At 70.8% G+C, this 24,420-nt stretch carries 24 protein-coding genes, 1 pseudogene and 1 riboswitch; of the genes and pseudogenes, 11 read left to right on the forward strand and 14 right to left on the reverse strand.

Annotated features, from left to right (window positions below):
- A pseudogene (locus FPZ41_RS24300) lies at window positions 1–562 on the reverse strand (phenazine-specific anthranilate synthase component I); the annotation flags it as partial.
- Window positions 563–706: 144 nt separating this feature from the next.
- A complete protein-coding gene (locus FPZ41_RS50330; protein WP_152865848.1) occupies window positions 707–907 on the reverse strand; it encodes a trp operon leader peptide in 201 nt (66 codons plus the stop codon).
- Window positions 908–983: 76 nt separating this feature from the next.
- Here FPZ41_RS50330 and FPZ41_RS24310 point away from each other — a divergent pair, with 76 nt between their 5' ends.
- Both FPZ41_RS24310 and FPZ41_RS24315 read left to right on the forward strand, forming a co-directional pair.
- A complete protein-coding gene (locus FPZ41_RS24310; RefSeq protein ID WP_322620654.1) occupies window positions 984–2,336 on the forward strand; it encodes a class II 3-deoxy-7-phosphoheptulonate synthase in 1,353 nt (450 codons plus the stop codon).
- Window positions 2,337–2,516: 180 nt separating this feature from the next.
- Window positions 2,517–2,750, forward strand: coding sequence for a (2Fe-2S)-binding protein (locus FPZ41_RS24315; RefSeq protein ID WP_322620655.1), 234 nt, complete (start codon window positions 2,517–2,519; stop codon window positions 2,748–2,750).
- Here FPZ41_RS24315 and bfr read toward each other — a convergent pair.
- Window positions 2,747–3,226, reverse strand: coding sequence for a bacterioferritin (gene bfr / locus FPZ41_RS24320; RefSeq protein ID WP_152865849.1), 480 nt, complete (start codon window positions 3,224–3,226; stop codon window positions 2,747–2,749). The two genes, FPZ41_RS24315 and bfr, sit on opposite strands and share 4 nt — an antisense overlap.
- Before the next feature lie 173 nt (window positions 3,227–3,399).
- Between bfr and FPZ41_RS24325 the strand changes: the two genes are divergently transcribed.
- Window positions 3,400–4,062, forward strand: coding sequence for a sulfite oxidase-like oxidoreductase (locus FPZ41_RS24325; RefSeq protein ID WP_152865850.1), 663 nt, complete (start codon window positions 3,400–3,402; stop codon window positions 4,060–4,062).
- Window positions 4,063–4,089: 27 nt separating this feature from the next.
- Here FPZ41_RS24325 and FPZ41_RS24330 read toward each other — a convergent pair whose 3' ends face one another.
- From FPZ41_RS24330 to thiO, 6 genes are all read right to left on the reverse strand, one after another.
- Window positions 4,090–4,608 carry a DUF4396 domain-containing protein gene (locus FPZ41_RS24330; RefSeq protein WP_152865851.1) on the reverse strand — a complete coding sequence of 173 codons (519 nt, stop codon included), beginning with the start codon at window positions 4,606–4,608 and terminating at the stop codon, window positions 4,090–4,092.
- Window positions 4,609–4,702: 94 nt separating this feature from the next.
- A complete protein-coding gene (locus tag FPZ41_RS24335) occupies window positions 4,703–5,572 on the reverse strand; it encodes a deoxyribonuclease IV (protein ID WP_322620656.1) in 870 nt (289 codons plus the stop codon).
- Window positions 5,573–5,881: 309 nt separating this feature from the next.
- On the reverse strand, window positions 5,882–7,795 hold the full coding sequence (pknB, locus tag FPZ41_RS24340; protein ID WP_322620657.1) for a Stk1 family PASTA domain-containing Ser/Thr kinase: 1,914 nt from the start codon (window positions 7,793–7,795) through the stop codon (window positions 5,882–5,884).
- A gap of 109 nt (window positions 7,796–7,904) precedes the next feature.
- Window positions 7,905–8,699 (reverse strand): thiazole synthase, encoded by a 795-nt coding sequence (locus FPZ41_RS24345; protein WP_152865853.1) that lies wholly within the window; start codon window positions 8,697–8,699, stop codon window positions 7,905–7,907.
- A 3-nt stretch (window positions 8,700–8,702) separates the two neighbouring features.
- Window positions 8,703–8,903, reverse strand: a complete 201-nt coding sequence (gene thiS, locus FPZ41_RS24350) for a sulfur carrier protein ThiS (protein WP_322620664.1) — start codon at window positions 8,901–8,903, stop codon at window positions 8,703–8,705.
- A 29-nt stretch (window positions 8,904–8,932) separates the two neighbouring features.
- A complete protein-coding gene (gene thiO, locus FPZ41_RS24355) occupies window positions 8,933–10,099 on the reverse strand; it encodes a glycine oxidase ThiO (protein WP_152865855.1) in 1,167 nt (388 codons plus the stop codon).
- Window positions 10,097–10,208, reverse strand: a riboswitch (TPP riboswitch). Its footprint overlaps the gene before it by 3 nt.
- 91 nt (window positions 10,209–10,299) lie before the next feature.
- Here thiO and FPZ41_RS24360 point away from each other — a divergent pair.
- From FPZ41_RS24360 to FPZ41_RS24385, 6 genes are all read left to right on the forward strand, one after another.
- Window positions 10,300–10,659 carry a hypothetical protein gene (locus tag FPZ41_RS24360; protein ID WP_152865856.1) on the forward strand — a complete coding sequence of 120 codons (360 nt, stop codon included), beginning with the start codon at window positions 10,300–10,302 and terminating at the stop codon, window positions 10,657–10,659.
- A 32-nt stretch (window positions 10,660–10,691) separates the two neighbouring features.
- Window positions 10,692–11,915, forward strand: a complete 1,224-nt coding sequence (locus tag FPZ41_RS24365) for an NAD(P)/FAD-dependent oxidoreductase (RefSeq protein ID WP_322620658.1) — start codon at window positions 10,692–10,694, stop codon at window positions 11,913–11,915.
- Between the two features lie 113 nt (window positions 11,916–12,028).
- Complete coding sequence (locus tag FPZ41_RS24370) at window positions 12,029–12,394, forward strand: Rv2175c family DNA-binding protein (RefSeq protein ID WP_131568891.1); 366 nt, start codon at window positions 12,029–12,031, stop codon at window positions 12,392–12,394.
- A 136-nt stretch (window positions 12,395–12,530) separates the two neighbouring features.
- A complete protein-coding gene (gene thiE, locus FPZ41_RS24375; protein WP_322620659.1) occupies window positions 12,531–13,178 on the forward strand; it encodes a thiamine phosphate synthase in 648 nt (215 codons plus the stop codon).
- A 181-nt stretch (window positions 13,179–13,359) separates the two neighbouring features.
- Complete coding sequence (metF, locus tag FPZ41_RS24380) at window positions 13,360–14,283, forward strand: methylenetetrahydrofolate reductase [NAD(P)H] (protein ID WP_152865858.1); 924 nt, start codon at window positions 13,360–13,362, stop codon at window positions 14,281–14,283.
- Window positions 14,284–14,345: 62 nt separating this feature from the next.
- Complete coding sequence (locus FPZ41_RS24385) at window positions 14,346–15,284, forward strand: SCO2102 family sporulation regulator (RefSeq protein WP_152865859.1); 939 nt, start codon at window positions 14,346–14,348, stop codon at window positions 15,282–15,284.
- A gap of 105 nt (window positions 15,285–15,389) precedes the next feature.
- Here FPZ41_RS24385 and FPZ41_RS24390 read toward each other — a convergent pair whose 3' ends face one another.
- From FPZ41_RS24390 to FPZ41_RS24405, 3 genes are all read right to left on the reverse strand, one after another.
- Window positions 15,390–16,904: a phytoene desaturase family protein gene (locus tag FPZ41_RS24390; protein WP_152865860.1), complete on the reverse strand. Its 1,515-nt coding sequence runs from the start codon at window positions 16,902–16,904 to the stop codon at window positions 15,390–15,392.
- A 340-nt stretch (window positions 16,905–17,244) separates the two neighbouring features.
- Complete coding sequence (locus FPZ41_RS24400) at window positions 17,245–18,333, reverse strand: mechanosensitive ion channel family protein (protein ID WP_152865862.1); 1,089 nt, start codon at window positions 18,331–18,333, stop codon at window positions 17,245–17,247.
- 205 nt (window positions 18,334–18,538) lie between these two features.
- Window positions 18,539–19,519 (reverse strand): lysylphosphatidylglycerol synthase transmembrane domain-containing protein, encoded by a 981-nt coding sequence (locus tag FPZ41_RS24405; protein WP_322620660.1) that lies wholly within the window; start codon window positions 19,517–19,519, stop codon window positions 18,539–18,541.
- A 135-nt stretch (window positions 19,520–19,654) separates the two neighbouring features.
- On the opposite strand from FPZ41_RS24405, the gene FPZ41_RS24410 reads away from it, so the two are divergent.
- The gene (locus FPZ41_RS24410; RefSeq protein WP_152865863.1) at window positions 19,655–21,571 is read left to right on the forward strand and encodes an ABC transporter ATP-binding protein; all 1,917 of its coding nucleotides are present in this window, start codon (window positions 19,655–19,657) and stop codon (window positions 21,569–21,571) included.
- 98 nt (window positions 21,572–21,669) lie between these two features.
- Here the strand turns inward: FPZ41_RS24410 and ppk2 are convergent, their stop codons facing one another.
- Window positions 21,670–22,473: a polyphosphate kinase 2 gene (ppk2, locus tag FPZ41_RS24415; RefSeq protein ID WP_152865864.1), complete on the reverse strand. Its 804-nt coding sequence runs from the start codon at window positions 22,471–22,473 to the stop codon at window positions 21,670–21,672.
- Between the two features lie 197 nt (window positions 22,474–22,670).
- On the opposite strand from ppk2, the gene FPZ41_RS24420 reads away from it, so the two are divergent.
- On the forward strand, window positions 22,671–23,684 hold the full coding sequence (locus FPZ41_RS24420) for a 2-hydroxyacid dehydrogenase (RefSeq protein ID WP_322620661.1): 1,014 nt from the start codon (window positions 22,671–22,673) through the stop codon (window positions 23,682–23,684).
- A gap of 17 nt (window positions 23,685–23,701) precedes the next feature.
- Here the strand turns inward: FPZ41_RS24420 and FPZ41_RS24425 are convergent, their stop codons facing one another.
- A complete protein-coding gene (locus FPZ41_RS24425) occupies window positions 23,702–24,403 on the reverse strand; it encodes a CBS domain-containing protein (RefSeq protein ID WP_131567080.1) in 702 nt (233 codons plus the stop codon).
- Window positions 24,404–24,420 lie beyond the last annotated feature (17 nt).

Genomic DNA, 24,420 nt, shown 5'->3' on the forward strand with positions numbered 1-24,420 from the left:
TCTCCCACCCCCGCCCTTCCAAGGAAGGCCCTTCGGGCCCTTTTTGATTTCCGGTGTGCACCGCGAACGTCCAGTACGCCCCCCTCTCGCCCTCCAGCAGCCGCCGGAAGAGCGCGAGGGCGTCGGCGCGCCCGAATCCCGGGATCTCGCCCTCGTACGTCCGCCGGATCACGAAGTTCGCGCCCTCGCCCCGTCCGATCTCCTCGCGCAGCACCCGCCCGACGATCTTCGCGTACTCCTCGTCGTCGACGTCGAAGCCGCCGGCGCGGACGCCGACGTCGTGGGCGGGGAGTTGGGCCAGCGCGTCCTTCAGCGTCAGCGTGTGCGTCTCCTCGGGCGTGAGCACCGCCAGTGGTGTCCCGTCGTCCCGTACGTCGAAGCCGCGCTCGCGGATCTGGCGGTAGGGGACCAGGGCGAGGCCCTCGTCGGGGAGGTCGGTGAGGCGGTCGTACGTGGAGACCGGGCCGAGCAGCACCTCCACGGTGTTCTCGTCGTGGCCGGGGGAGCGGCGGCGGAGCAGGGCGAAGGGGCGGTCGTCGTGCAGGAGCTGTGCCAGGTCCATGGGTTCTCTCGTTCGTCCTCTGTCGATGTCGATGTCGATGTCGATGGCGATGGCGGTATCGGTATCGATGTCGGTGAGGAACGACCCCGGAAACGCCGAAGGCCGCCCCTCGGGCGGCCTTCGCGAAGTCTTGCGTACGCGCAGTCAGTGGGCCGCCGGATGAGCGGTCCACCACCAGTTCTGGGTCGAAAGCGCGAACATGCCGGAACCGTACACCACGTCCACAGGTGTGGCCGAGCCGCCGCGGCAACGCTTTTGCGTGCTCATGGCTATCTGTGGACCCTTGAGGAACCCGTTCGGCGAGACCGGGCGGGATCGGCCCACCGCCGACGGGCCACGTTCCATGCCCGCAGAGCGTAACCGTCGTCTCACTTGATGGGCATGAGCCGGTGGCCATGAGGCGACCCCGTAATCTTGTGGCGTGACCGTGAACGCTAAGTCCAGCGCGAGCGCTGGCAACACCTGGCGAGACCTGCCCGCGGCGCAGCAGCCCGAGTACCCCGACACCGAGGCTCTGCGCGCAGTCGTTGCGGAGCTGGAGTCGTATCCGCCGCTCGTCTTCGCGGGCGAGTGCGACCAGCTGCGCGCCCGGATGGGAGCCGTCGCCAGGGGAGAGGCGTTCCTGCTCCAGGGCGGCGACTGCGCCGAGGCCTTCGACGCGGTGTCCGCCGACCACATCCGCAACAAGCTGAAGACGCTGCTCCAGATGGGCGCCGTGCTCACGTACGCGGCCTCCGTGCCGGTCGTGAAGGTCGGCCGGATCGCGGGGCAGTACTCCAAGCCGCGCTCCAAGCCGACCGAGACCCGCGACGGCGTGACGCTTCCGACCTACCGGGGCGACTCCGTCAACGGCTTCGACTTCACCGAGGCGGCCCGCGTTCCGGACCCCGAGCGCCTGAAGCGGATGTACCACGCGTCCGCGTCGACGCTCAACCTGGTGCGCGCCTTCACCACCGGCGGCTACGCCGACCTGCGCCAGGTGCACGCCTGGAACCAGGACTTCGTGAAGTCGTCCCCCTCCGGGCAGCGCTACGAGCAGCTGGCGCGCGAGATCGACAACGCGCTGAACTTCATGCACGCCTGCGGGGCCGACCCGGAGGAGTTCAAGACCGTCGAGTTCTTCTCCTCGCACGAGGCGCTGCTGCTCGACTACGAGTCCGCCCTGACCCGCGTCGACTCGCGCACCGGTCAGCTGTACGACGTCTCCGGGCACATGGTGTGGATCGGTGAGCGCACCCGGCAGCTGGACGGCGCCCACATCGAGTTCGCGTCGAAGATCCGCAACCCGATCGGGATCAAGCTCGGCCCCACGACGACGGCCGAGGAGGCGCTGCGGTACATCGAGCGTCTCGACCCCGAGCGTGAGCCGGGTCGACTGACCTTCATCGTCCGCATGGGCGCGGACAAGATCCGCGACAAGCTGCCCGAGCTGGTCGAGAAGGTCACGGCGTCCGGCGCGGCGGTGGCGTGGGTCACCGACCCGATGCACGGCAACACCTTCGAGGCGGCCTCCGGCCACAAGACCCGCCGCTTCGACGACGTACTCGACGAGGTCAAGGGCTTCTTCGAGGTCCACAAGGGTCTCGGCACCCACCCGGGCGGCATCCACGTGGAGTTGACCGGTGACGACGTCACCGAATGCGTGGGCGGCGGCGACGAGATCTTCGTCGACGACCTGCACCAGCGCTACGAGACGGCCTGCGATCCCCGGCTCAACCGCAGTCAGTCGCTCGACCTGGCGTTCCTTGTCGCCGAGATGTACCGGGACCAGTAGGGGCCGGTAGCGGACCAGTACGGAGTCCGCGTGGTACAGACGTGGGCAGTGGGGCGCGGATCACATACGATCCGCGCCCCCTTCCACTTTCGTGGCCCTGATGGCGCGGTTAAGGTTAGGTTAGCCTCACCGACTAAGCGGGGCGGCGACAGTCATCAATCCGGGCGGGAGGTGAACCGCGTGTACGTCTGCAGTTGCTTCGGGGTCACCGAGCAGCAGGTAAAGCAGCACGCGGAGAGCGGTGCCTGCACCCCCCGCCAGATAGCGTCCGCCTGCAAGGCGGGCACTGACTGCGGTTCGTGCGTACGCCGGATACAGGCGATCCTTGGCCGGGGTGCGTGCCCGCGCCGGGAGCTGGTCGATGGGGGCCGGCCGGTGCTGTCGGAGCTCGAAGGGCTTGAGGAAGCCGCCTAGCTGTCGGGCTGCTCGATCACCTGGGCGATGTAGAGCGCCTCGCCGAGCTTGTCCACCAGCTCCAGCTGGGTGTCGAGGTAGTCGATGTGGTGCTCCTCGTCGGCGAGGATCGACTCGAAGATGTTCGCGGACGTGATGTCACCCTTGTTGCGCATGACCTCGATGCCGCGCTTGAGGCGGTCGATCGCCTCGACCTCGATCTGCCGGTCGGCCTGGAACATCTCGGTCACCGTCTGCCCGACCCGCACATGGAACAGCCGCTGGTAGTTCGGCAGGCCCTCCAGGAAGAGGATGCGGTCGGTGAGCACCTCCGCGTGCTTCATCTCGTCGAACGACTCGGCCCGCGTGTACTTCGCGAGCTTGGTCCAGCCGAAGTTCTCCTGCATCTTCGCGTGCAGGAAGTACTGGTTGATCGCGGTGAGCTCGGCGGTCAGCTGTTCGTTGAGGAATTCGATGACCTCGGGGTCGCCCTGCATCGCAGAGGCTCCTTCCAAGCGGGGAACTGGCAGGTTGCGCCGCATGATCCCACCGCCGCCGAGGGGCGTCCAGTAAGTGCACGCTTAGTAAGTAAGGGCATGCTTAGTGCGTTTTGTCCGGCTCGGGGTGGGGTGGGTCATCTCCACCGTCAGGGGTCTGCCAGGATGGAGGCATGGGTCAGCCGGTGGAGCGTGAATCTGGAGATCGCTCGTCTGGGGAGCGCGCATCCGGGGGCGCGGAGCAGCCGCAGCTTCCGCCGGGGCAGCGGCTCCAGCGCGGCTGGCCGGTCACGCACTACGGACCCGTCCCCAAGTTCCGCTCCGAACGCTGGGAGTTCCGGGTCTTCGGTGCCACGGCCGACGGTGAGAAGCACTGCTGGACGCATGAGGAGTTCACGGCCCTGCCGTACGCCACGGTCGTGGCCGATCTGCACTGCGTCACGAAGTACAGCATGCTGGGCGCCGAATGGGGTGGCATCCCGGCCCGTACGATCCTGGAGATCGCCCCGCCCGCGCCCGGCGTCACCCACGTCATGGTGTGGGCCGAGTACGGCTACAGCTCGAACCTCCGGCTCGCGGACTTCGCCTCCGAGCGTACGATCTTCGCCACCCACAAGGACGGTGAGCTGCTCACCGCGGAACACGGCTTTCCGCTGCGGCTCGTGGTGCCCCATCTGTATGCCTGGAAAGGGCCCAAGTGGGTCCGTGGTGTGGAGTACATGACCGCGGACCGGCGCGGCTTCTGGGAGGAGCGCGGCTACCACAACATCGGCGATCCCTGGCGGGAGCAGCGCTACTCGTACCAGGAAGAGCCCGGGGACGGCCCCGAGCTCTGATCCCGGCTCCGTGCGCGTCGCAGCGCGTCAGTGGTGGTACTGGTGCACCACCGCGTGCCCCTTGCCGCGGCCGATCATCCACTTGTTGACCGGTGTGGTCGCCAGGAACGCGATCGCGAAGGCCAGGGCGAGCGCCCACCAGAAGAGGGCGTCCATGAGGTGGGCGTCCATCGCGCCCGGGACCAGCAGGATCACACCGTTGTCGACCAGCTCCATCACGGCGATCGACACCGTGTCCGCGGCGAGCGCAACACCGATCGCGGCCCTCAGGGGCAGGCCCGCCTTCGTGACGGCGTACAGCGTCAGCGAGTAGCCGAAGATGAAGGCCAGGATGATCGCGAGGATCATCGTCGGTACGTTGTGCCAGGCCAGCGCGGTGCCGATCACCATGCCGAGGATCTCGCCGATGGCGCAGCCGGTGAGGCAGTGGAGGGTGGCCTTGGCGGCGGTGCCCCAGGTGGTGGGGCCCGAAGCGTGGCCCTCGTGTGCGTGATCCTCGTGGGTGTGCTGAGCGTGGGTGTCGTGCGCGTGCGTGCCGTGCTCCATGGTGGCCCCCAGTGCCGGGTGACGGTTCCTGTCGCAGCACAGGAACCGTATACCCCCCTGGGGTATTCCTCAATATGCTGGCTCTCCCTCTGGGTCAGCTCTCCCTCAGCTTCTTGAGCCGTTCCACGTCCGTCGCGTGGCCCACCTTGCCGCCGGGCGTCTCGATGATCAGTGGGACGCCCTCGGTGGCGGGATGGGTCATGAGCGCACGGAACGGGTCCTCGCCGATGTGGCCGGAGCCGATGTTCTCGTGGCGGTCCTTGTGGGCGCCGACGACGTCCTTCGAGTCATTGGCGTGGATCAGCTTGAGCCGGCCCTCCCCGACGGTGTCCACCAGCAGGTCGAGGGTCTGGTGCATGCCGGTGGGCCCGGTCAGGTCGTGGCCCGCGGCGAAGACGTGGCAGGTGTCGAGGCAGACGCCCAGCTTCGGGTGGGAGTCGAGGGCCTCGAAGTACGGCGCGAAGTCCCAGGTGCGCGAGCAGAGTGAGGCGCCCTGCCCCGCGGTGGACTCCAGCAGGAGGTGGGGGTCGTCGTCGTGGGTCAGTTCGTCGAGCAGCGGCAGCATGTGCTCGCGCACCTGCTGGAGGGCGATGGAGCGCTCCCGGCCACCGGTCGCGCTCCCGGTGTGGACGACCACACCCAGAGCGCCGATCTCCCGGCCCCTGCGCAACGAGTGGCGCAGCGACTCCACCGACTTCTCGACCGTGGGCTCGGTGTGCGAACCGAAGTTGATCAGGTAGGGCGCGTGGACGTACACGGGGATCGACTCGGCGGTGCACGTCTCGCGGAACGCCTCGTCCTGCCTCGGATTGCCCTGCGGCGTCGCCCACCCGCGCGGATTCGCCACGAACACCTGCACGGTCTCGGCCCTGAGATCGTGAGCGTAGGAGAGCCCCACGGAGTGCAGCCCACCGGCCACGGGGACATGGCTGCCAACGGGATTGCGAAGGTACTTGCTGGTCACCCACTCAGGGTGTCACGGCGGCTTTGGGCGACCGCCGGGGGATCCGAGGGCTGGGACCCGCGGGATGCAGGTCTGGGCGCCGTCGCCGAGCTGATGACGGGTCTCTTGGGTTCGGGACTGTGATGGGTGCAGCTCTCGGCGTTCCCGGCCGTGCGGCCGGCGTTCCGGCCGAGTGTCCCTCCATGTCTTCCGGTCCCCCGGCCGGAGGCGGCGGCAAGGGTTCGGGTGCGCCTCGACGTTCCCGGCCGTCGGGCCGGGGTTCCCGTCGCGTGTTCCTCCACGCCCCGGCCCGACCCCCGGAGGGACTCGTCAGCGGATTTCGATCGTGATCGTGGAGCCCTTGGGGGCCGTCTTCCCGCCCTTGACCGACTGCTTCTTGACCTCGTCGCCGAACAGTCCGATCAGGCCCCGGGACTCGTCCACCTGGAAGCCGGCGGCTTCGAGCTTCTGCCTGGCCTCGTCCACCCGGTTGCCCACCACGTCCGGGACCTCGACCATCTCGGGGCCCTTGGAGATCGTCAGGGTGATCGTGTCGCCCTGGGCGGCCTCCTGGCCCTCGCCCGGCGACTGCTGGGCGACCTCGCCCCGCTCGAACTCGGAACTGATCCGCTCCTCGGCGATCTTCACCTTCAGACCGGCGTCCTCCAGCTCCGCCCTCGCGTCCTCGACCGACTCACCCGTGACGTCCGTCACCTCCACCGGCGCGCCCTTGCTGACGGTCAGCGCGATGACCGAGCCGGAGCGGCGCTCCGTGCCGGCCTCCGGGGCCGTGCTGAGGACATCGCCGCTGGGGACCTCCTCGCTGAACGCCCGCGTGACCAGGCCCGGTTCGAGGCCCTGCTTCTGCAGCCGGGACTTCGCCTCGCTCAGCGGGAGGCCCTTCATGTCCGGCACCGTCACCATCTCGGGGCCCCTGGAGATGGTCAGTGTCACCTTGTCGTTGCTCCGTATCCGGGCGCTCGGCCCCGGATCGGTGCTGATCACCAGGCCGCGCTTGACGGTGTCGCTGAACGCGCGCTCGGTCCTCACCCCGAGCCCCGCGGCCTCGATCCGTTGCTTCGCCTCCGCCTCGGGCTGGGTCAGCACCGCCGGGACCTTGGTGAACTGGCCCGAGTTGATGTACCAGATACCCGTGCCGACACCGAGCACGAGCAGGACGGCCGCGACGATCGCCAGCGGCCCGCGCCGGACAGCGGTGGCGGTACGCCGCCGGGGCGCGGCCGGAGGGCTCTCGAACCGGCTCGTCCGGTTCATCTCGTCGTCGTTGACCGGCAGCGGCCGGGGCACGGACAGCGAGCGCGGGATGACGCTCGTCCGGTCCTCGCCGTTGTGATGGTCCCCGGCGATCGCCTGCGGCGGCACCGCGTCCAGCTGCTCGGCGCTCAGCGCGGCCCGCGCGTCCCGGGTCTGCGCGAGCAGCGCCACCGCGTCGTGCGGGCGCAGCTCGGGATTGCGGGCGGTCGCGGAGGCCACCAACTCGTCCAGCTCGTACGGCAGTCCGGGCACCGCGGCCGACGGCGGCGGCACGTCCGCGTTCAGCGCCTGGTAGAGCACCCGCGCGGGGGAGTCCCCGGAGTGCGGCTTGCCGCCGGTCAGCATCTCGTAGAGGACGACTCCGCACGCGTACACGTCGACGCGGGTGTCCGCCGTGCCGTGCTCCAGCTGCTCCGGGGCGAGGTAGGAGACCGTGCCGAGGACCTGACCCGTGGTGCTCGTCACCGTGTCCACGGCCCGTACGAGACCGAAGTCCGCCACCTTGACCCGGCCGTCGTCCCCTATCAGGACGTTCTCCGGCTTCATGTCGCGGTGCACGAACCCGGCCCGGTGCGCGGCACCCAGCGCGGCGAGCACCGGCTCCAGGATGTCGAGCGCGGCCCGCGGCTGCAGAGCACCGCGCTCGCGCAGCACGTCACGCAGGGTGCACCCGGCGACGTACTCCATCGCGAGGTAGACGTACGACCCGTCGGTCCCCTGGTCGAAGACACCCACCACGTTCGGGTGGGAGAGCCGCGCCACGGACTTGGCCTCGCGGATGAAGCGCTCGACGAACGTGCCGTCGGCGGCCAGTGTCGGATGCATCACCTTGAGCGCGAGCACACGGTCGAGGCGGATGTCCATGGCCCGGTAGACCGTGGCCATCCCGCCGACCGCGATCCGCGCGTCGATCCGGTAGCGGCCATCGAGCAGCTGGCCGACAAGCGGGTCCTGAAGGGTCGTGTCCACGCAGGTGAGTCTAGGGGCCGCCACTGCCAGCGCTGTCGGTCCCGTGGTCCGGGGGACGGAATGCAGCAGACCTGTGACTGTTGTGCGGCGGCAGCGGGGGCGCTGGAATTCAGAACGCAGGGCGCTCGGGGTCGAGCCGTGCGCGCCCCTCCGCCGGCGACGACGCCTCCGCGAAATGGCGCCGCGGAATGCGTCCCGCCCGGTACGCCAGCCGGCCGGCCTCCACCGCGTGCCGCATCCCCTGGGCCATGAGCACCGGTTCCTGGGCCCGGGTCACGGCTGAGGCGAGCATCACACCCGCGCACCCGAGTTCCATGGCGAGTGCGGCGTCGGACGCCGTGCCCGCTCCCGCGTCCAGAATCACCGGCACGCGCGCGTGCTCCACGATCAGCTGGAAGTTGTGCGGGTTGCGGATGCCGAGCCCGGAGCCGATCGGCGAGCCCAGCGGCATGATCGCGGCACAGCCCACGTCCTGGAGCTTCCGCGCCAGCACGGGGTCGTCGTTGGTGTACGGCAGCACCGTGAAACCGTCGTCGACCAGGATCTCGGCGGCGTCCAGCAGCTCGATCGGGTCGGGCAGCAGGGTGCGCTCGTCGGCGATGACCTCCAGCTTCACCAGGTCGGTGCCCAGCGCCTCGCGCGCGAGGCGGGCGGTCAGCACGGCCTCGCCCGCGGTGAAACAGCCCGCGGTGTTGGGCAGGACGCGGATGCCCAGCTTGTGCAGCACGGACAGCACCGAGCCGTGCGCCTCGGGGCTGACGCGGCGCATCGCGACCGTCGTCAGCTCCGTGCCGGACGCCAGGAGCGCGCGCTCCAGGACGTCGAGGCTGGGCGCGCCGCCCGTGCCCATGATGAGGCGGGACGAGTACGTCGTACCGCCGAGGACGAAGGGGTCGTCGGCCATGGGTCAGCCTCCTTGGACGGCGGTGAGGACTTCGACGCGGTCCCCCTCGGAGAGGGCAGTGGACGGCCACTGCGCGCGTGGGACGACGGTTTCGTTGAGCGCGGCGGCGACGCCCGACGGGGCCGCGGTGAGGGTTCTCACGAGCGTGTCGAGAGCGGTGCCCGCGGCGATCCGCTGCCGCTCTCCGTTGACGAAGACGTTCACGTCGGTCGAGTTGCCGGAGCCGAGGCCGTTCATGCCGGCTGCTCCTCGACCGCGGCGGCACAGAAGCGCCGGGGCGTGAAGTCGCGTGCCTCTTCGGGGAGTTCGCCCGTGGTGAGCACATGCGCCATGACGTCACCGGTGACGGGGGTGAGGAGCACGCCGTTGCGGTAGTGGCCGGTCGCCAGGAGCAGCCCCTCGCACTCGGTCGGGCCGAGCAGGGGCGCGTTGTCGGGGGAGCCGGGGCGCAGTCCCGCGCGCGTCTCCGTGAGCGGCAGTTCGGTGATCCCGGGGACCAGCTCGTGGGCGTCGCGGAGCAGTTCGTACACCCCGCCCGCGGTGACCGTGGTGTCCCAGCCGAGTTCCTCGCTGGTCGCACCCACGACCAGCTCACCGTTCTCGCGGGGCACCAGGTAGACGTGGCTGCCGCGGACCACGGCGCGCACGGTCCGGTTCAGGAAGGGCGCGTACCGCTTCGGCACGGTCAGCCGCAGCACCTGCCCCTTCACGGGCCGTACGGGCGGCAGGGCCTCGTCGGGGACGCCCGCCAGCCGCCCGCTCAGGCTGCCCGCGGCGAGGACGACCCGCTCCGCGGCGAGTTCGGTGCCGTCGGCGGCCCTGATCCCGGCAGCCCGCTCCCGGACGACTGACAGCCTCTCGGCCCACATCCGGTGGAAGACCACCCCGGCGCGCTCACAGGCCGCGACGAGTGCTCTGGCGAGCCGCCTCGGGTCGATCTGGTGATCGCCGTCGACGCGCAGTCCGCCGCGTACGCCCGGCGCGAGCATCGGCTCCAGCCGGCGGCAGTCCCGTCCGCTCAGCCACTCCGACTCAAGGCCCGACTGCCGTTGCAGCGCGTGCAGTTCACGCAGGTGGGCGCGGTCGTCGGCGTCGAGTGCGACCGCGAGCGTGCCGCACCGGCGGTAGCCGAGGTCCAGGCCCGTCACCTCGGTCAGCTCGGCCGCGAAGTCCGGGTAGCGGCGCGCGGACGCCAGGTTGAGGCCCAGCAGCGTCTGCTCGCCGTAGTGCAGCTCGGTCACCGCGGCGAGCATCCCGGCCGCCACGCGCGCGGCCCCGCCGCCCGGCTCGGGGTCCACGACCGCCGTGTCGAACCCGCGTTGCGCGGCCCGCCAGGCCGTCGCGAGCCCGATGATGCCGCCCCCCACGACGAGGACGTCTGATGTACATGTACGCGACATGGGCGTCCAGCCCCTCCCTTCGCCGGCATGACCCGGATCAGGTTCGTACGGTCGGAGGCCGCCAGCCTCCCTCTCAGCCCGGTGCGTCCGGGCTCCCGCGAGTAGTCTTCAGTGCTGGGGTCCGGGGGCCGCCCCCGGGAAACGCAGCATGTTGGCCACCCTAGCCCGTGCCGTTCTCCTCAGTAAGGGAGCCTCCGCTCATGCCCGGCTCGCACAGATCTCTCGACGGGCTCGTCCTCGCCCCCGTCGCGGACCAGGCTCCAGGTCAGGTGGGCACCCGCACCAGGTTCACGTACCACGAGCAGGACGGCGAGATCTGGGCCGAGTACGCGGGCGGCGATGTCGTACGGGGCCACCTCGTGGGTACGCGGGACGGTGACCGGCTGGACTTCCGGTACGTGCAGCTGAAGCGGGACGGCACGACGTCGTCGGGGCACTGCGTGTCCCTCGTGACCGAGCTTCCCGACGGGCGTGTGCGCCTGGAGGAGACCTGGGAGTGGGAGTCGCAGCCGGGCAGCGGAACGAGCGTTGTGGAACAGGTCACGGACCCCGGCCGCTGACTGACATATTGTCAGGTGTCTATGGTGATCAGGTGAGCGAGCAGACCGAGACACGAGGGACCCGGCGACGGGTCGTCGTCGTGGGTGCGGGCATGGCCGGGGTGCAGACAGCGGTCGTCCTGCGGGAGAAGGGCTTCACGGGCCCCGTCACGCTGATCGGCGCGGAGCCGCACCAGCCCTACGACAGACCGCCGCTGTCCAAGGCCGTCCTGCTCGGCAAGGCCGAGGGATCCGCCTTCGACGTCGACTTCGAGGCGCTCGGCATCGAGCTCCAGCTCGGCCGCGAGGTGCTGGGCGTGCGCCCCGGGGACCACGAACTCGACACGGCGACGGGCCCCGTCCCGTACGACGTCCTCGTCCTCGCGACCGGCGCGGAACCGATCCGGCTGCCGGGCGCCGAGGGCGTGCCCGGCGTGCACCTGCTGCGCACCCTGGACGACGCGGAGCGGCTGCGGCCCGTCCTGGCCCGGCAGCACGACATCGTGGTCGTGGGGGCCGGCTGGATCGGGGCGGAGTTCGCCACCGCCGCGCGCGAGGCGGGCTGTGCGGTGACGGTCGTCGAGGCCGCCGACCGCCCGCTCGCGGGGGCACTTCCGGCCGAGGTGGCCGCGCCGATGGCCGCCTGGTACGCGGACAGCGGGGCGGTCCTGCGCACCCACGCGCGCGTGGAGCGCGTCGAGGACGGGACGGTGATCCTGGACGACGGCTCGCGCGTGCCGGCGGGCGCGGTGGTCGTGGGCATCGGGGCACGCCCGGCGACGGCGTGGCTGAAGGACTCGGGCATCGAGCTCGGCACATACGGCGAGGTCGTGGCCGACGACCACCTGCGCACCTCCGCGCCGGACGTCCACGCCGTCGGCGACTGCGCGTCCTTCCCCTCGGGAAGGTACGGCGAACGCCTCCTGGTCCATCACTGGGACAACGCCCTCCAGGGCCCGCGCACGGTGGCCGCCAACATCATCGGTGAGTCCCCGGAGCCGTACGACCCGGTCCCGTACTTCTGGTCGGAACAGTTCGGCCGCTTCGTCCAGTACGCCGGTCACCACGCCTCGGCCGACACGACCGTGTGGCGCGGCGACCCCACGGGTGCCGCCTGGTCGGTGTGCTGGCTGCGCGAGGGGTGCCTGGTCGCCCTTCTCGCGGTGGGCCGTCCCAGGGACCTGGCGCAGGGCCGGCGGCTGATCGAGGCGGGCACGGCCATGGACCCGGAGCTGCTGGCGGACCCCTCGCGCCCGCTGAAGGGCGCGACGGCGTAGCCGAGCGGCTAGGAGCCCGATGGTCCCGCTCACCCCCCGGTCGGCCCACTCTCGGCCTGCGCCGGAGGTGGCCCGGCTACCGACTGTCAGTCCGGGATGGCAGTCTTGATGACGTGACCGAGATTGACGCAAAGATCGATGCTCTCGTCCCCGCGTGGCTGAACCTCCCCGACATCGCCGAGATGCTCGACGTCGAGGTGACCCGTGTGCGGCAGCTGGTCAAGGAGGGCCAGCTCATCGCCGTACGCCGGGGTGAGAACCGCGCGCTGCACGTCCCCGCCGCCTTCATCGACGGGGACAAGGTCGTCAAGGGCCTGTCCGGCACCCTGACGCTCCTGAGGGACGACGGCTTCACGGATGAAGAGATGCTGGAGTGGCTCTTCACGCCCGACCCGAGCCTGCCGGGCACCCCGGCCCAGGCCCTGAGTGAGAATCGCGGCACGGAGGTCAAGCGCCGCGCCCAGGCGCTCGCCGTCTGACGCTCGTCGCCCGAACCGACAACCCGCATGCGCCGCCCGGCGTACGGGCCACGGCTGGGCTCCTGCCCGGCCGTGGCCCGTACGCCACCGACACGTGGCCGTACGCCGTACGCCATCGACAACGGGGAGCCTCACCGTGCCCGACACTGCCCGCCGACAGCTCGCCGACGCCCGCGTCTACCTCTGCACGGACGCCCGCAGGCGCCAGGGCGACCTGCCGGAGTTCCTGGACGCGGTCCTGGCCGGCGGCGTCGACATCGTGCAGCTCCGTGACAAGGGCATGGAGGCCGCGGAGGAACTGGAGCACCTCCAGGTGTTCGCCGACGCCTGCCGGCGCCACGGCAGGCTCCTCGCCGTGAACGACCGGGCGGACGTCGCCCACGCCGTCGGTTCCGACGTGCTGCACCTGGGACAGGGGGACCTCCCGGTCCCGGCAGCCCGCGCCATCCTCGGCGATGACGTCCTCATCGGCCGCTCCACTCACGCCGAGGCGGAGGCCGCCGCTGCCACCGTCCAGGACGGCGTGGACTACTTCTGCACCGGCCCCTGCTGGCCCACCCCCACCAAGCCCGGCCGCCCCGCTCCCGGCCTCGGCCTGGTCCGGTACACCGCTGACCTCGCCACCGACCGTCCCTGGTTCGCCATCGGCGGCATCGACCTCGGCAACCTCGACGAGGTCCTCGACGCGGGCGCGCGCCGCGTCGTGGTCGTCCGCGCGATCACCGAGGCAGACGACCCCGCAGCGGCGGCGGCCGAGTTCGCCAAACGCCTGCGCACGGCGTAGCCCGCGACGGACCGTCCCCGGCACTGCCCGGCCCGGCACGGCGCGTCGCCCGTCGAGCCCGACGAGGCCGGCCGTCCTGGCTGTCGGCCCGCTGTCCGAGGACTGGACAGCAAGCGGATGAAACGGGGCGAAAATCCCTGCTCTGGTTGGGGGACCGGCCCGGCCTGGCTAACCTGCCGGTATGGCCCTAGGAACCGCGTCCACCAGGACTGACCGCGCCCCTACCGTGCGTGACATGCTCGCCGACGGCAGGACCACGTACTCCTTCGAGTTCTGGGCCCCCAAGACCGCGAAGGGCGAGCGCAACCTGTGGAACGCCCTCCGCAGGGTCGAGGCGGTCGCCCCCAGCTTCGTCTCCGTGACGTACGGAGCGGGCGGCTCCACCCGCTCCGGCACCGTGAAGGCGACCGAGCAGATCGCCTCCGACACCACGCTCACCCCGGTCGCCCACCTCACCGCCGTCAACCACTCCATAGCGGAGCTGCGCAACATCATCGGCCAGTACGCCGACGCCGGTATCCGCAACATGCTCGCGGTCCGCGGCGACCCGCCGGGCGACCCCATGGGCGCGTGGGTGCCGCACCCGCAGGGGCTGACGTACGCGGCGGAGCTCGTCGGGCTCATCAAGGAGTCGGGCGACTTCTGCGTGGGCGTCGCGGCCTTCCCGGAGATGCACCCGCGGTCCGCCGACTGGGACACCGACGTCAGCCACTTCGTCGACAAGTGCCGGGCCGGTGCCGACTACGCGATCACGCAGATGTTCTTCCACCCCGAGTCGTATCTGCGGCTGCGTGACCGTGTCGCCGCGGCCGGCTGTACGACCCCGGTGATCCCCGAAGTCATGCCGGTCACTAGTGTGAAGATGCTGGAACGGTTGCCGCAGCTCAGCAACGCTTCGTTCCCGGCCGCCCTGAAAGAGCGGATCCTCACAGCCAAAGACGATCCGGCCGCTGTACGCTCCATTGGCATCGAGTTCGCAACGGAGTTCTGCGCGAGGCTGCTGGACGAGGGAGTTCCCGGACTGCACTTCATCACGCTCAACAACTCGACCGCGACGCTGGAAATCTACGAGAATCTCGGTCTGCACCATCCACCGCAGGCCTGAGACCTGAGCCGCGTACGACAAAAAAGGGCAGAGCGGCCACGGCCGCAGGGAGAGTGGCGTACATGGGCTGGACGATCCTCTACATCGCGTTCGGCATCGTCGCGCTGTGGCTGCTCGGCGAGGTGCTGCTGCAGTACAAGGCGAGGCTGCGCTGGCGGCTGCTCGCCTTCACGGGCTTCCTCGGTGTCGTCCTCGGCGTCCTGATGGCCAATGTCGTGGTCATCGGCCTCGGCGCCGCCGCCTTCGCGGTCGGGCAGACGTTCGTCACGCTGTCCTTCCGCCGCGGCTTCGAGGCCGGCTGGGCCTTCAAGCGTCCGGGTGAGGACGGCAGCGGCAAGCGCGGTCGCGGCGAGCCGGAGCCCGATGTGCCCGAGGTGCCCGACCTGGAGGTCCCCGACCTCCAGACGACAACTGCCGGAACGTACCGCCAGGACGACGGGCCCGACGGCGACGACGACGTCTTCGCCCGCCCCCAGCGGCCCGCCTCTCCGGCCGAGTCCACCGTCTACTCGCCGCAGCCCATGCCCGACGAGACCGGCACCTACGGCGTCTACAACGACGCCGCCTACGCAGCCGCCAACGACCCGTCCTACGCGGCCGCCGCTCAGGCCCAGTCCCAGGACCAGGCCTTCGGGTACGAGGGCTACTCCGGTTACGACCAGCAGCAGTACGGCTACGACCAGGCGCAGCAGCAGTACGCCGCCTACTCCGACCCGTACAACGGCGCACAGTCCTACGGCGGCACCACGTACGACAACGCCTACGGCGGCCAGCAGGCGTACGGCCAGCAGGGCTACGGCCAGGACCAGTACGCCACCGGCGGATACGGCGAGACCCCGCCGGGCGGCGTGTGGGTCCCGCAGCAGCGCACCACCGACGACCCGCTGAGCGGCGAACTCCCGCCGGAGCAGCCGTATCCGTACCAGGGTAACGGCCACGGCAACGCCCAGGGGAACGGCGGGGGCGGGAACGGGTACGACGAGCAGCGGTACAGGTACTAGCGGAACCGGCACCAGCGGTATCGGAACCGGCACCAGCGGTATCGGAACCGGCACCAGCGGTACCGGACCAGCGGAATCGGTACCAGCGGCACTTCGGGGCGGGCGTCACTGAGACCCCCGGAAGTCCTGTCCCTCCACGATCAGGCCCGCGACCAGGGCGCCCGACATGCCCGCGTGCGGCAGACCGCCGCCAGGGTGCGCCCAGCCGCCGACCAGGTACAGCCCGGGGAAGCGGGTCGTGTTGGCCGGGTGCAGGAAGCGGCCGTCGGCCGCGGCGAGCGCGGGTGGCGGTACGGCACCGCTTTCGACGCCGGTCTCGTGGGCGTTGTGGCCCGGTGTGCGCACCTCGCGCCACAGGAGACGCTCGCGCAGCCGGGGCACGGCAGCCTCGGCGGCGGCGACGAGGAGGTCCGCGAACCGCTCGGCCGTGCCGCCCGACGCCCAGTCGGCTCCGGCCGGTGCCGCAGCCGACAGGACCACGGACTCGTGCTCGTCGTCCGGGCGCAGGGCCGGGTCGTCCGGACGCAGCACGGTCACCGTGGGACGCGCCGGCTCGGCGGTGCCGGCGGGGCGGCTGACGTGGTCCAACTCGGCCGCGCGGTCCGGTGTGTGCACGACCGTGCGGTGCGCGGCTCCGGTATCGCGACCCCCGCGCAGGGCCAGCAGCACGGTGAACCGCCCGAGGGACGACGACACCCGGTCCGGGCGTACGCCGCCTCCCTCCTGCAGCGCACGCTCGGTGAGAGCACGCAGCCGCACGGGATCCACGCCCGCGACCACGTGGTCCGCCTCGGTGACCGTCCCGTCGGTGAGCTCAAGTCCGGCCGCTCGCCCGTCCTTCTCGACGATCCCGGTGACCTCGGCGCCGAAGACGAACTCAACCCGGCGAGCCAGGCACCGCTCGTACACAGCACGCGCCAACTCCCGTATGCCTCCCCGCACATACCAGGTGCCGAAGGCGTGCTCCATGTACGGCAGCACGGCCGCGCTCGCCGGGGCGGTCCGGGGATCCAGGCCGTACGCCAGCGCGTGGCCGTCCAGGAGAGCGGTGAGGCGGGGGTCGCGCAGCTCCCAGGCGGCGATCTCGTCCAGGGTGCTCGCCCGGCGGGTGCGCAGCAGACGCTTGTGGGGCACCGAGGGGTACGGCTCGCGCTCGCCGAGCACCTGCCAGTCCGACCAGAGGGGCTCCTCCAGGAGGGGGCGGCGCGTCCGGTCCCAGGCCTCGCGCGCCCGCACCAGGAAGTCGCCCCAGCGGTCGCCCGCGCCCGATCCGAGGGCCGTGTTCAGCGCGCCGACCGAGCCGGCGCGTGAGGCGTTGGGCAGCAGGACGTCCGTGCCGTCCGGGAACACGTGCCGTGACGCCGGGTCCACCTGGACCAGGTCCACACATTCCTCAAGGGGCTGCTTGCCCGTCTTGAGGAACAGGTCGCGGTAGACCGCGGGGAGTGGCAGCAGTCCGGGGCCGGTGTCGAAGGCGAAGCCGTCCCTCTCGAACCTGGCCACGGCTCCGCCGTACGTTTCCGCCCGCTCGTAGACCGCCACCCGGTGCCCTGCGATGGCCAGCCGGGCGGCGGCCGCCATCGCGCCCATGCCGGCGCCGATCACCGCGATCCGTCCCATGCCGACGACTTTATCGACCACCACCGACACCCACCCGACCGCCCTGGGATCTCGCCCCCGCTCCCGTCCCCTTCCAGGGCACGGCCCCTGCGCCCCGGCCAGGCGGCTACGCCCCTGAAACCTCCAGGGCCGAAAGGTGCGGGCGCGGCCAGGTTTTCGTCGGCCGACGCTGGGGTCTTCCGGCTGGGGATTTTCAGTCGAGGCCAGGTGCCACCAGCCCGTCCGGTGTTTGAGGACGAGGCCGTTCAGGCCGACAAGCGGGGGTCTGGGGGCGGCAGCCCCCAGGGACGGGACGGGAACGGGTAGGGGCGGCGGGGGCGAACCACCCCCGGACGTACCCCTACGGCGCCATCTCGGACACCTCGGCCGTCATCGCCTCCCGCTGGTGGGGGATTCCCGCCGCGCCCTGCGGGAACATGACCGTGCGCCGCGGTGACGGGATGCGGATGCCCTCCGTCTGGTACCGCTTGTGCAGTCGTTTGATGAACTCGTGCTTGATCCGGTACTGGTCGCTGAACTCACCCACGCCCAGGATGACCGTCATGCCGATGCGCGAGTCCCCGAAGGTGTGGAAGCGGACCGCGGGCTCGTGTTCGGGCACGGCCCCCGTGATCTCCGCCATTACCTCGGCCACGACCTCCTCGGTCACCCGCTCCACGTGCTCCAGGTCACTGTCGTACCCGACACCCACCTGGACGAGGAGCGTCATCTGCTGCTCGGGCCGGTTGAAGTTGGTCATGTTCGTCCCGGCCAGCTGGCCGTTGGGGATGATGACCAGGTTGTTGGAGAGCTCCCTGATCGTCGTCTGACGCCAGTTGATGTCGGTGACGTAGCCCTCCTCGCCGCTGCTCAGCCGGATGTAGTCACCGGGCTGCACCGTCTTCGAGGCCAGGATGTGGATACCCGCGAACAGGTTGGCGAGGGTGTCCTGCAGCGCCAGCGCCACCGCGAGACCGCCGACACCCAGCGCGGTGACCAGCGGGGCTATGGGAATGCCCAGCGTCTGGAGAATCACGAGGAAGCCGATCGCGAGGACCACGACCCGCGTGATGTTGACGAAGATCGTGGCCGATCCCGCGACACCGGTACGGGACTGGGTGACCGTCCGCACCAGCCCGGCGATCAGGCGACCCGAGGTGATCGTCACCACGAAGATCAGCAGCACGGTCAGGGCCTGGTTGACGTTGTGCCCGACCGTGCGGGTCAGCGGCAGCAGCGCCGCCCCGGCCGCCACACCTCCGACGATCGCGGCCCAGGGCACCAGCGTCCGCAGCGCGTCGACGATGACGTCGTCACCGCTCCAGCGCGTGCGTGTCGCGTGCTTGCCGAGCCAGCGCAGCAGCATACGCAGCAGGAACGCCAGCAAGAGGCCCGCGGCCAGGGCCACTCCGGCCATCACGAGATCGTCGAGCGTGAGTTCCCGGTTCATCGGTCGCCTCCCGAAGGACGCGGCGAACGGCCCGCGGGCCGGATGTGATGTGTCGTCACCTTGCCACCTGCTCGAATTGCGGTCTGCACGATCACACCCGGACGTGTGTACGACGCCGGGCATGACCGCTCATCCTGCCGCATGAGGGTGGCCACCCGTCACCATGCCTGTATGAACTGGCCACTGACGTCGTACATGCGGCTGCTCAGATCACCTTCAGCCGGACCAGGGCCCCCAACGTCAGCGCCCCCGGCAGCAGCGGCAGCCACACCGTGATGATCCGGAACGCCAGCACCACCGCCGTCGCCACGGCCACCGGGCCACCGGCCGCCACCAGCGCGATCACCAGCGCCGCCTCGACCGATCCGATGCCGCCCGGCGTCGGGATCAGCGCGACCGCGACCGTGGCGGCGAGATACGCGACGACCATGTGGGCCACGGGCACGTCGAGGCCCAACGCCAGCCCCACGGTGGTCAGTCCGGCCGCCTGGAGCAGGGGGAACGAGAGCGAGCCGCCCCAGAGGGCGAGCACACGGGCCGGGCGGGTGTGCACCGAACGGGCCTCGGTGAGCGCGGTACGCAGGAAGGACAGTACGGCCGTCCGCACCCGCCGTACGGCGGCCAGGACCACCACCACCACGCACAGCACCGCTCCGGCCGCCAGCATCAAGGGGCCGGCCGCCATGTCGGGGAGCAGGGCGCCGAGCCGGAGTGCGCCGGGGAACGCGACCAGCAGAGCGAGCAGCAGACCCACGCGGGCGATCGACTCGGCCAGCAGGTAGAGCGCCAGTGCGGCGGAGGAGCGGGCGAGGGGCACCCCGCACACCGTCATGAAGCGCAGGTTGACGGCCGACGCGCCCAGACCGGTGGGCAACAGGTGGTTGGCCGCGCCCGCCGCGAACTGTGTCGCGAGCAGGCGGCGCACGGGCAGCCGTTCGACGAGCGCTCCCTGCCGGGTGACCGCCGCCGCGACCCAGGTGAGGCAGGTCACGCCAATGGCCGCCACGAGCCACGGCCACTGGGCCTTCGCCAGGTGCCCGAACCCCGCCAGGAGCACATCGTGGTGGCGCACGGCGACCACCAGAACGAGCGCGAGCGGGACCAGGCACAGGATCTGGCGGATAGGGATACGCGAGGCACGGCCGGAAAGTCCGGAACGGCCCTGGGGGAGTCGTACCGCTGTCACGTTCGCAGAGGTTTCCCGCCGTGCACCAACGGGCGGTTGCGGGTACGGGGACGGCGGCTGACGCTCCGGACAAGGGGAGACGGCAGGCGCACCCTGTTTGACCTCAAGAATGCTTGAGGTTCTAACCTCTGGTCCATGAGCATGGAGACCACCGCCTGGACCCAACTGCACAGCGTCATGAACGCGCAGGAGCGCAGACCCGTCGCCCGCGCGACGCTGCGCCGCATCGCAGCCTTCGCCCGCCCGCACCGCAACCGCATCGCACAGTTCGTCCTGCTGAGCGTGGTGACAGCGTTTCTCGCCGTCGCCACGCCGGTGCTCGCGGGGCGTGTCGTGGACGCCATCGTGTCCGGCCACGACGAGGGCGTCGTCGTACGTCTGGCCGTGCTCATCGCTCTCATCGCGCTCGCCGAGGCCGCCTTCGGCCTGCTCGGCCGCTGGCTGTCGGCGAACCTCGGCGAAAGCCTCATCCTCGATCTGCGGACGGCTGTGTTCGATCATGTGCAGCGCATGCCCGTCGCGTTCTTCACACGCACCCGTACGGGCGCGCTCGTCAGTCGTCTCAACAACGATGTCATCGGTGCGCAGCGGGCGTTCAGCAACACGCTGTCCGGAGTGGTGAGCAACCTCGTGACGCTTCTGCTCACCCTCGCCGTGATGCTCACCCTGTCCTGGCAGGTCACGCTGCTCTCCCTGGTCCTGCTGCCGGTGTTCGTGGTGCCCGCCCGGCGCATGGGCCGCCGTATGGCCGGGCTCCAGCGGGAGGCGGCGAACCTCAACGCGGCCATGGGCACCCGGATGACCGAGCGCTTCTCGGCACCCGGCGCCACCCTCGTCAAGCTCTTCGGGCGCCCCGGCGACGAGTCGGCGGAGTTCGCGGCACGGGCCCGGCGGGTGCGGGACATCGGGGTCCGGACCGCGATGGCCCAGTCGGCGTTCATCACGGCCCTCACCCTGGTGTCGGCCCTGGCACTCGCGCTGGTGTACGGCCTCGGCGGCTGGCTCGCCCTGCGCGGCAGCCTGGAAGCGGGCGCGGTGGTCTCCCTCGCCCTCCTGCTGACCCGCCTCTACGCACCGCTCACCGCGCTCGCCGGGGCGCGCGTCGAGATCATGAGCGCCCTGGTGAGCTTCGAGCGCGTCTTCGAAGTGCTGGATCTGAAGCCGCTCATCGAGGAGAAGCCGGATGCGCGGGCGGTCCCGGACGGCCCGGTGGCCGTGGAGTTCGAGAACGTCCGCTTCGGCTACCCGTCCGCCGACAAGGTCTCCCTCGCCTCGCTGGAGGAGGTCGCCTCCCTCGACACCCGCGGCGGCGCGGAGGTCCTGCACGGCGTCTCCTTCCGCGCCGAACCCGGCCAGACCGTCGCACTCGTCGGATCGTCCGGCGCGGGCAAGTCGACCATCGCGGGGCTCCTGCCCCGGCTGTACGACACCGACGGCGGCACCGTCCGCATCGGCGGCGCGGACGTCCGCGACCTGACCGCCGCATCGCTGCGCCAGACCCTCGGCATGGTCACCCAGGACGGCCATCTGTTCCACGACTCGGTACGCGCCAACCTGCTGCTCGCCCGGCCCGACGCCCCGGACGACGACGTGTGGGACGTCCTCCGCCGCGCCCGCCTCGACGACCTCGTGCGCTCCCTGCCCGACGGCCTGGACACGGTGGTCGGCGAACGCGGCTACCGGCTCTCCGGAGGCGAACGCCAGCGCATGACCATCGCCCGCTTGCTGCTCGCCCGCCAACGTGTCGTCATCCTCGACGAGGCGACCGCCCACCTGGACAACACCTCCGAAGCGGCCGTCCAGGAAGCCCTCGCCGAAGCCCTGGAGGGCCGGACGGCCGTGGTCATCGCCCACCGCCTGTCGACGGTACGGGCCGCCGACCTGATCCTGGTGATCGAGGCCGGCCTGATCGTGGAGCGCGGGACGCACGATGAACTCCTCGCCACGGACGGACGCTACGCGGAGCTGTACCGCACGCAGTTCGAGAAGCACGCGGTGGAGGCCGAGGCCGGCGTGACGGGGATCGCTCCCGCCGACGAGACGGCGGCGTAGGCAGGGACCTCGGGCTCGGCCGTGCCGCCCACGGTGACCGGGTCGATCGGATCGAACGGTTCGACCCCGGATCGACCGGATCGACCGGATCGACCGGATCAGAGTGTCGCCGCGTGATCGGGGACGTACGTCTGCAGATCGCGCGGCGTCCGCTCGTAGCCGGTCGACGGCGGGCGCGGCGGCAGGTCGAGCACCGTCGGTGGCACCTCGTGGTAGGGCACGGTGCTCAGCAGGTGCGCGATCATGTTCAGCCGGGCCCGCCGCTTGTCGTCGCTCTCGACGACGTACCACGGTGCCTCCGCGATGTCGGTGTGCACCATCATCTCGTCCTTGGCACGGGAGTACGCCTCCCAGCGGCTGATCGACTCCAGGTCCATGGCCGAGAGCTTCCAGCGCTTCGTCGGATCCTCCAGCCGCCGCCGGAACCGCTCCTCCTGCACGTCGTCGCTCACGGAGAACCAGTACTTCCGCAGCAGGATCCCGTCCTCCACCAGCATCCGCTCGAAGATCGGGCACTGGCGCAGGAACAACTGGTGCTCCTCCTTGGTGCAGAAGCCCATCACGTGCTCGACCCCGGCGCGGTTGTACCAGCTGCGGTCGAACAGCACGATCTCTCCACCCGCGGGCAACTGTTCGACGTACCGCTGGAAGTACCACTGGGTGCGTTCGCGCTCGGTCGGCTTGGGCAGGGCCACGGTCCGGGCCACCCGCGGGTTGAGGTACTCGGAGACCCGCTTGATGGTGCCGCCCTTGCCCGCCGCGTCCCGTCCCTCGAAGACGACGACGAGCCGGGCGCCCTCCGCCCGTACCCACCCCTGCAGCTTCGCCAACTCCGTCTGCAGGCGCCGCAGTTCCCGCTCGTACACCTCGCGCGGCACCTTCGCCGCCTCCTTGCCGGCCATGCCACCTCCAAGGTCGAACGCCAGAACAGCACCGTACTGGACGCACGGGGCGGCGGCCGTTCGAGCGCGGGCGGCATTCGGGCCTGGTCGTGGTGTGCCCCAGAGGGCCTAATGGTGGGCCCCGTCGTCGCTGTCGCCTTGTCCGTGTCGTCCTACGGTGGAGAGGTGATCACCCGCCCCGAGGGAGGAGAGCGCGCGTGGAGATCGTCGCGTACGGCGTCCTCAAGGACGAGGAGCCACTGTTGCGGGCGGCGTTCGACCGGGCGTTCCGGGGCCGTCATGAGCTGCGCTGCCTGGGGCTGTTCCTGAACCGGGACACCGCACCGACCGCCGTCGGACACGAGGTCGTGCTCTGTGGTGCCAACGACACGCTGGACGCGGACGTCCTGCGCACCCTGGCCGGAGGCGGCACGCGGATGCTCGCCCAGCGGGCCACCGGCTTCAACAACATCGACCTGACGGCGGCCGAGGCACTGGGGCTGACGGTGGCCCGAGTGGCGTCCTACTCGCCGCACTCGGTCGCCGAGTTCGCATGGGCCCTGGCGCTCGCCGTCGACCGCCGGATCGCCCGGGCCGCCGGGCGGACCCGCGAGTTCGACTTCCGGCTCGACGGACTGATGGGCCGCGACCTGTGCGGCCGGACCGCGGGGGTGGTCGGCACCGGCAAGATCGGAACCGCGTTCGCCCGGATCGCGCATGGCTTCGGCATGCGGCTGCTGGGCTGGGACATCACCGAGAACCCCGACTGCCTGGCCCTCGGCATGGAGTACGTCGAACACGAGTGGCTGCTCGCCGAGGCGGACCTGGTCAGTCTGCACGTCCCGCTCCTGTCGAACACCCACCACCTGGTCGACGCCGAAGCCCTGGCGCTGATGAAGGACGACGCCATCCTGATCAACACCAGCCGCGGCGGCCTGGTCGACACCGACGCCCTGCTGGAGACCCTGCGCGCGGGGCGTCTCGGAGGCGTCGGCCTGGACGTGTACGAGGAGGAGGCGGGACTGTTCTTCCTCGACAAGTCCCTGGAGGTGATGACCGACGAACGCCTCGCACGGCTGATGACCTTCAACAACGTGCTGGTCACCTCCCACCAGGGGTACTTCACCCGGGACGCCGTCGAGCAGATCGTCGAGACCACCGCCCGCAACGTCGAGGACTACTTCGCCGGCCGCACCGGCGACAACACCCTTGTCCCGTCCCCGCAGGCCTGAGGCGGGCGCCGGCACGCTCAGCCCCAACGGGCTGAGGTGTCGTGCTCCGAGAAGTCGAACTCCACGTCCACGACGCCCTCGACGGCCCGGACCAGACGTGCGGCCACCGGGACGAGGGACGGGTCACGCACCCGTCCGCTGAGCCTGACGACGCCGTCCTCCACCGTGACGCGAACGGCCGACGCCGGCGCAGGGAAGAGGTATGCCACCACCTCCCGACGGACCTCCTCGGCGATCTCCTCGCCGTCGCGCAGGAACACCTTGAGCAGGTCGCCGCGGCTGACCACGCCCTGCAGCATGCCGACGTCGTCGACCACGGGAAGCCGTTTGACCCCGGCGTGGGCCATGGTCCGAGCGGCCTGGGCGAGCGTGGCGTCCGCGTGGACGGTGAGGGCGGGCGAGGTCATCAGCTCCCCGGCGGTCACCGCGCCGGCCTTCTCCAGGTCGGCCGGGCGCCGCAGCCGCCCGGCCGGGGTCTGCCCGGCCGGGCGGGGCCGGTACCGGGGGAGGTCGAGGTCGCTGTCGCGGAACTCCTCCTTGGGCAGCAGGTCGGCCTCGGAGACGACCCCGACGACGCGGCCCTCGCCCTCCAGGACGGGCAGGGCACTGACCCTCCAGTCCCGCATCATCTGCACGATCTCCTTGAAGGTGGCCTCGCGGCCGATGGCGGCGACGGTGTGGGTCATCACATCGCTGACGATGTGCGGGGTGTCGTGCATCACGCCTCCTCGTGCGC

Source organism: Streptomyces acidicola (genome assembly GCF_009377235.1).
In the GTDB taxonomy this organism is placed as follows: Bacteria; Actinomycetota; Actinomycetes; order Streptomycetales; family Streptomycetaceae; genus Streptomyces; species Streptomyces acidicola.

Bases quoted from the DNA above. Each gene is read 5' to 3' on its own strand.
- FPZ41_RS50330 (WP_152865848.1), bottom strand. From the start codon at position 907: ATGGAACGTGGCCCGTCGGCGGTGGGCCGATCCCGCCCGGTCTCGCCG.
- bfr (WP_152865849.1), bottom strand. From the start codon at position 3,226: ATGCAGGGCGACCCCGAGGTCATCGAATTCCTCAACGAACAGCTGACC.
- FPZ41_RS24325 (WP_152865850.1), top strand. From the start codon at position 3,400: ATGGGTCAGCCGGTGGAGCGTGAATCTGGAGATCGCTCGTCTGGGGAG.
- FPZ41_RS24330 (WP_152865851.1), bottom strand. From the start codon at position 4,608: ATGGAGCACGGCACGCACGCGCACGACACCCACGCTCAGCACACCCAC.
- FPZ41_RS24345 (WP_152865853.1), bottom strand. From the start codon at position 8,699: ATGGCCGACGACCCCTTCGTCCTCGGCGGTACGACGTACTCGTCCCGC.
- thiO (WP_152865855.1), bottom strand. From the start codon at position 10,099: ATGTCGCGTACATGTACATCAGACGTCCTCGTCGTGGGGGGCGGCATC.
- FPZ41_RS24360 (WP_152865856.1), top strand. From the start codon at position 10,300: ATGCCCGGCTCGCACAGATCTCTCGACGGGCTCGTCCTCGCCCCCGTC.
- metF (WP_152865858.1), top strand. From the start codon at position 13,360: ATGGCCCTAGGAACCGCGTCCACCAGGACTGACCGCGCCCCTACCGTG.
- FPZ41_RS24385 (WP_152865859.1), top strand. From the start codon at position 14,346: ATGGGCTGGACGATCCTCTACATCGCGTTCGGCATCGTCGCGCTGTGG.
- FPZ41_RS24390 (WP_152865860.1), bottom strand. From the start codon at position 16,904: ATGGGACGGATCGCGGTGATCGGCGCCGGCATGGGCGCGATGGCGGCC.
- FPZ41_RS24400 (WP_152865862.1), bottom strand. From the start codon at position 18,333: ATGAACCGGGAACTCACGCTCGACGATCTCGTGATGGCCGGAGTGGCC.
- FPZ41_RS24410 (WP_152865863.1), top strand. From the start codon at position 19,655: ATGAGCATGGAGACCACCGCCTGGACCCAACTGCACAGCGTCATGAAC.
- ppk2 (WP_152865864.1), bottom strand. From the start codon at position 22,473: ATGGCCGGCAAGGAGGCGGCGAAGGTGCCGCGCGAGGTGTACGAGCGG.
- FPZ41_RS24425 (WP_131567080.1), bottom strand. From the start codon at position 24,403: ATGCACGACACCCCGCACATCGTCAGCGATGTGATGACCCACACCGTC.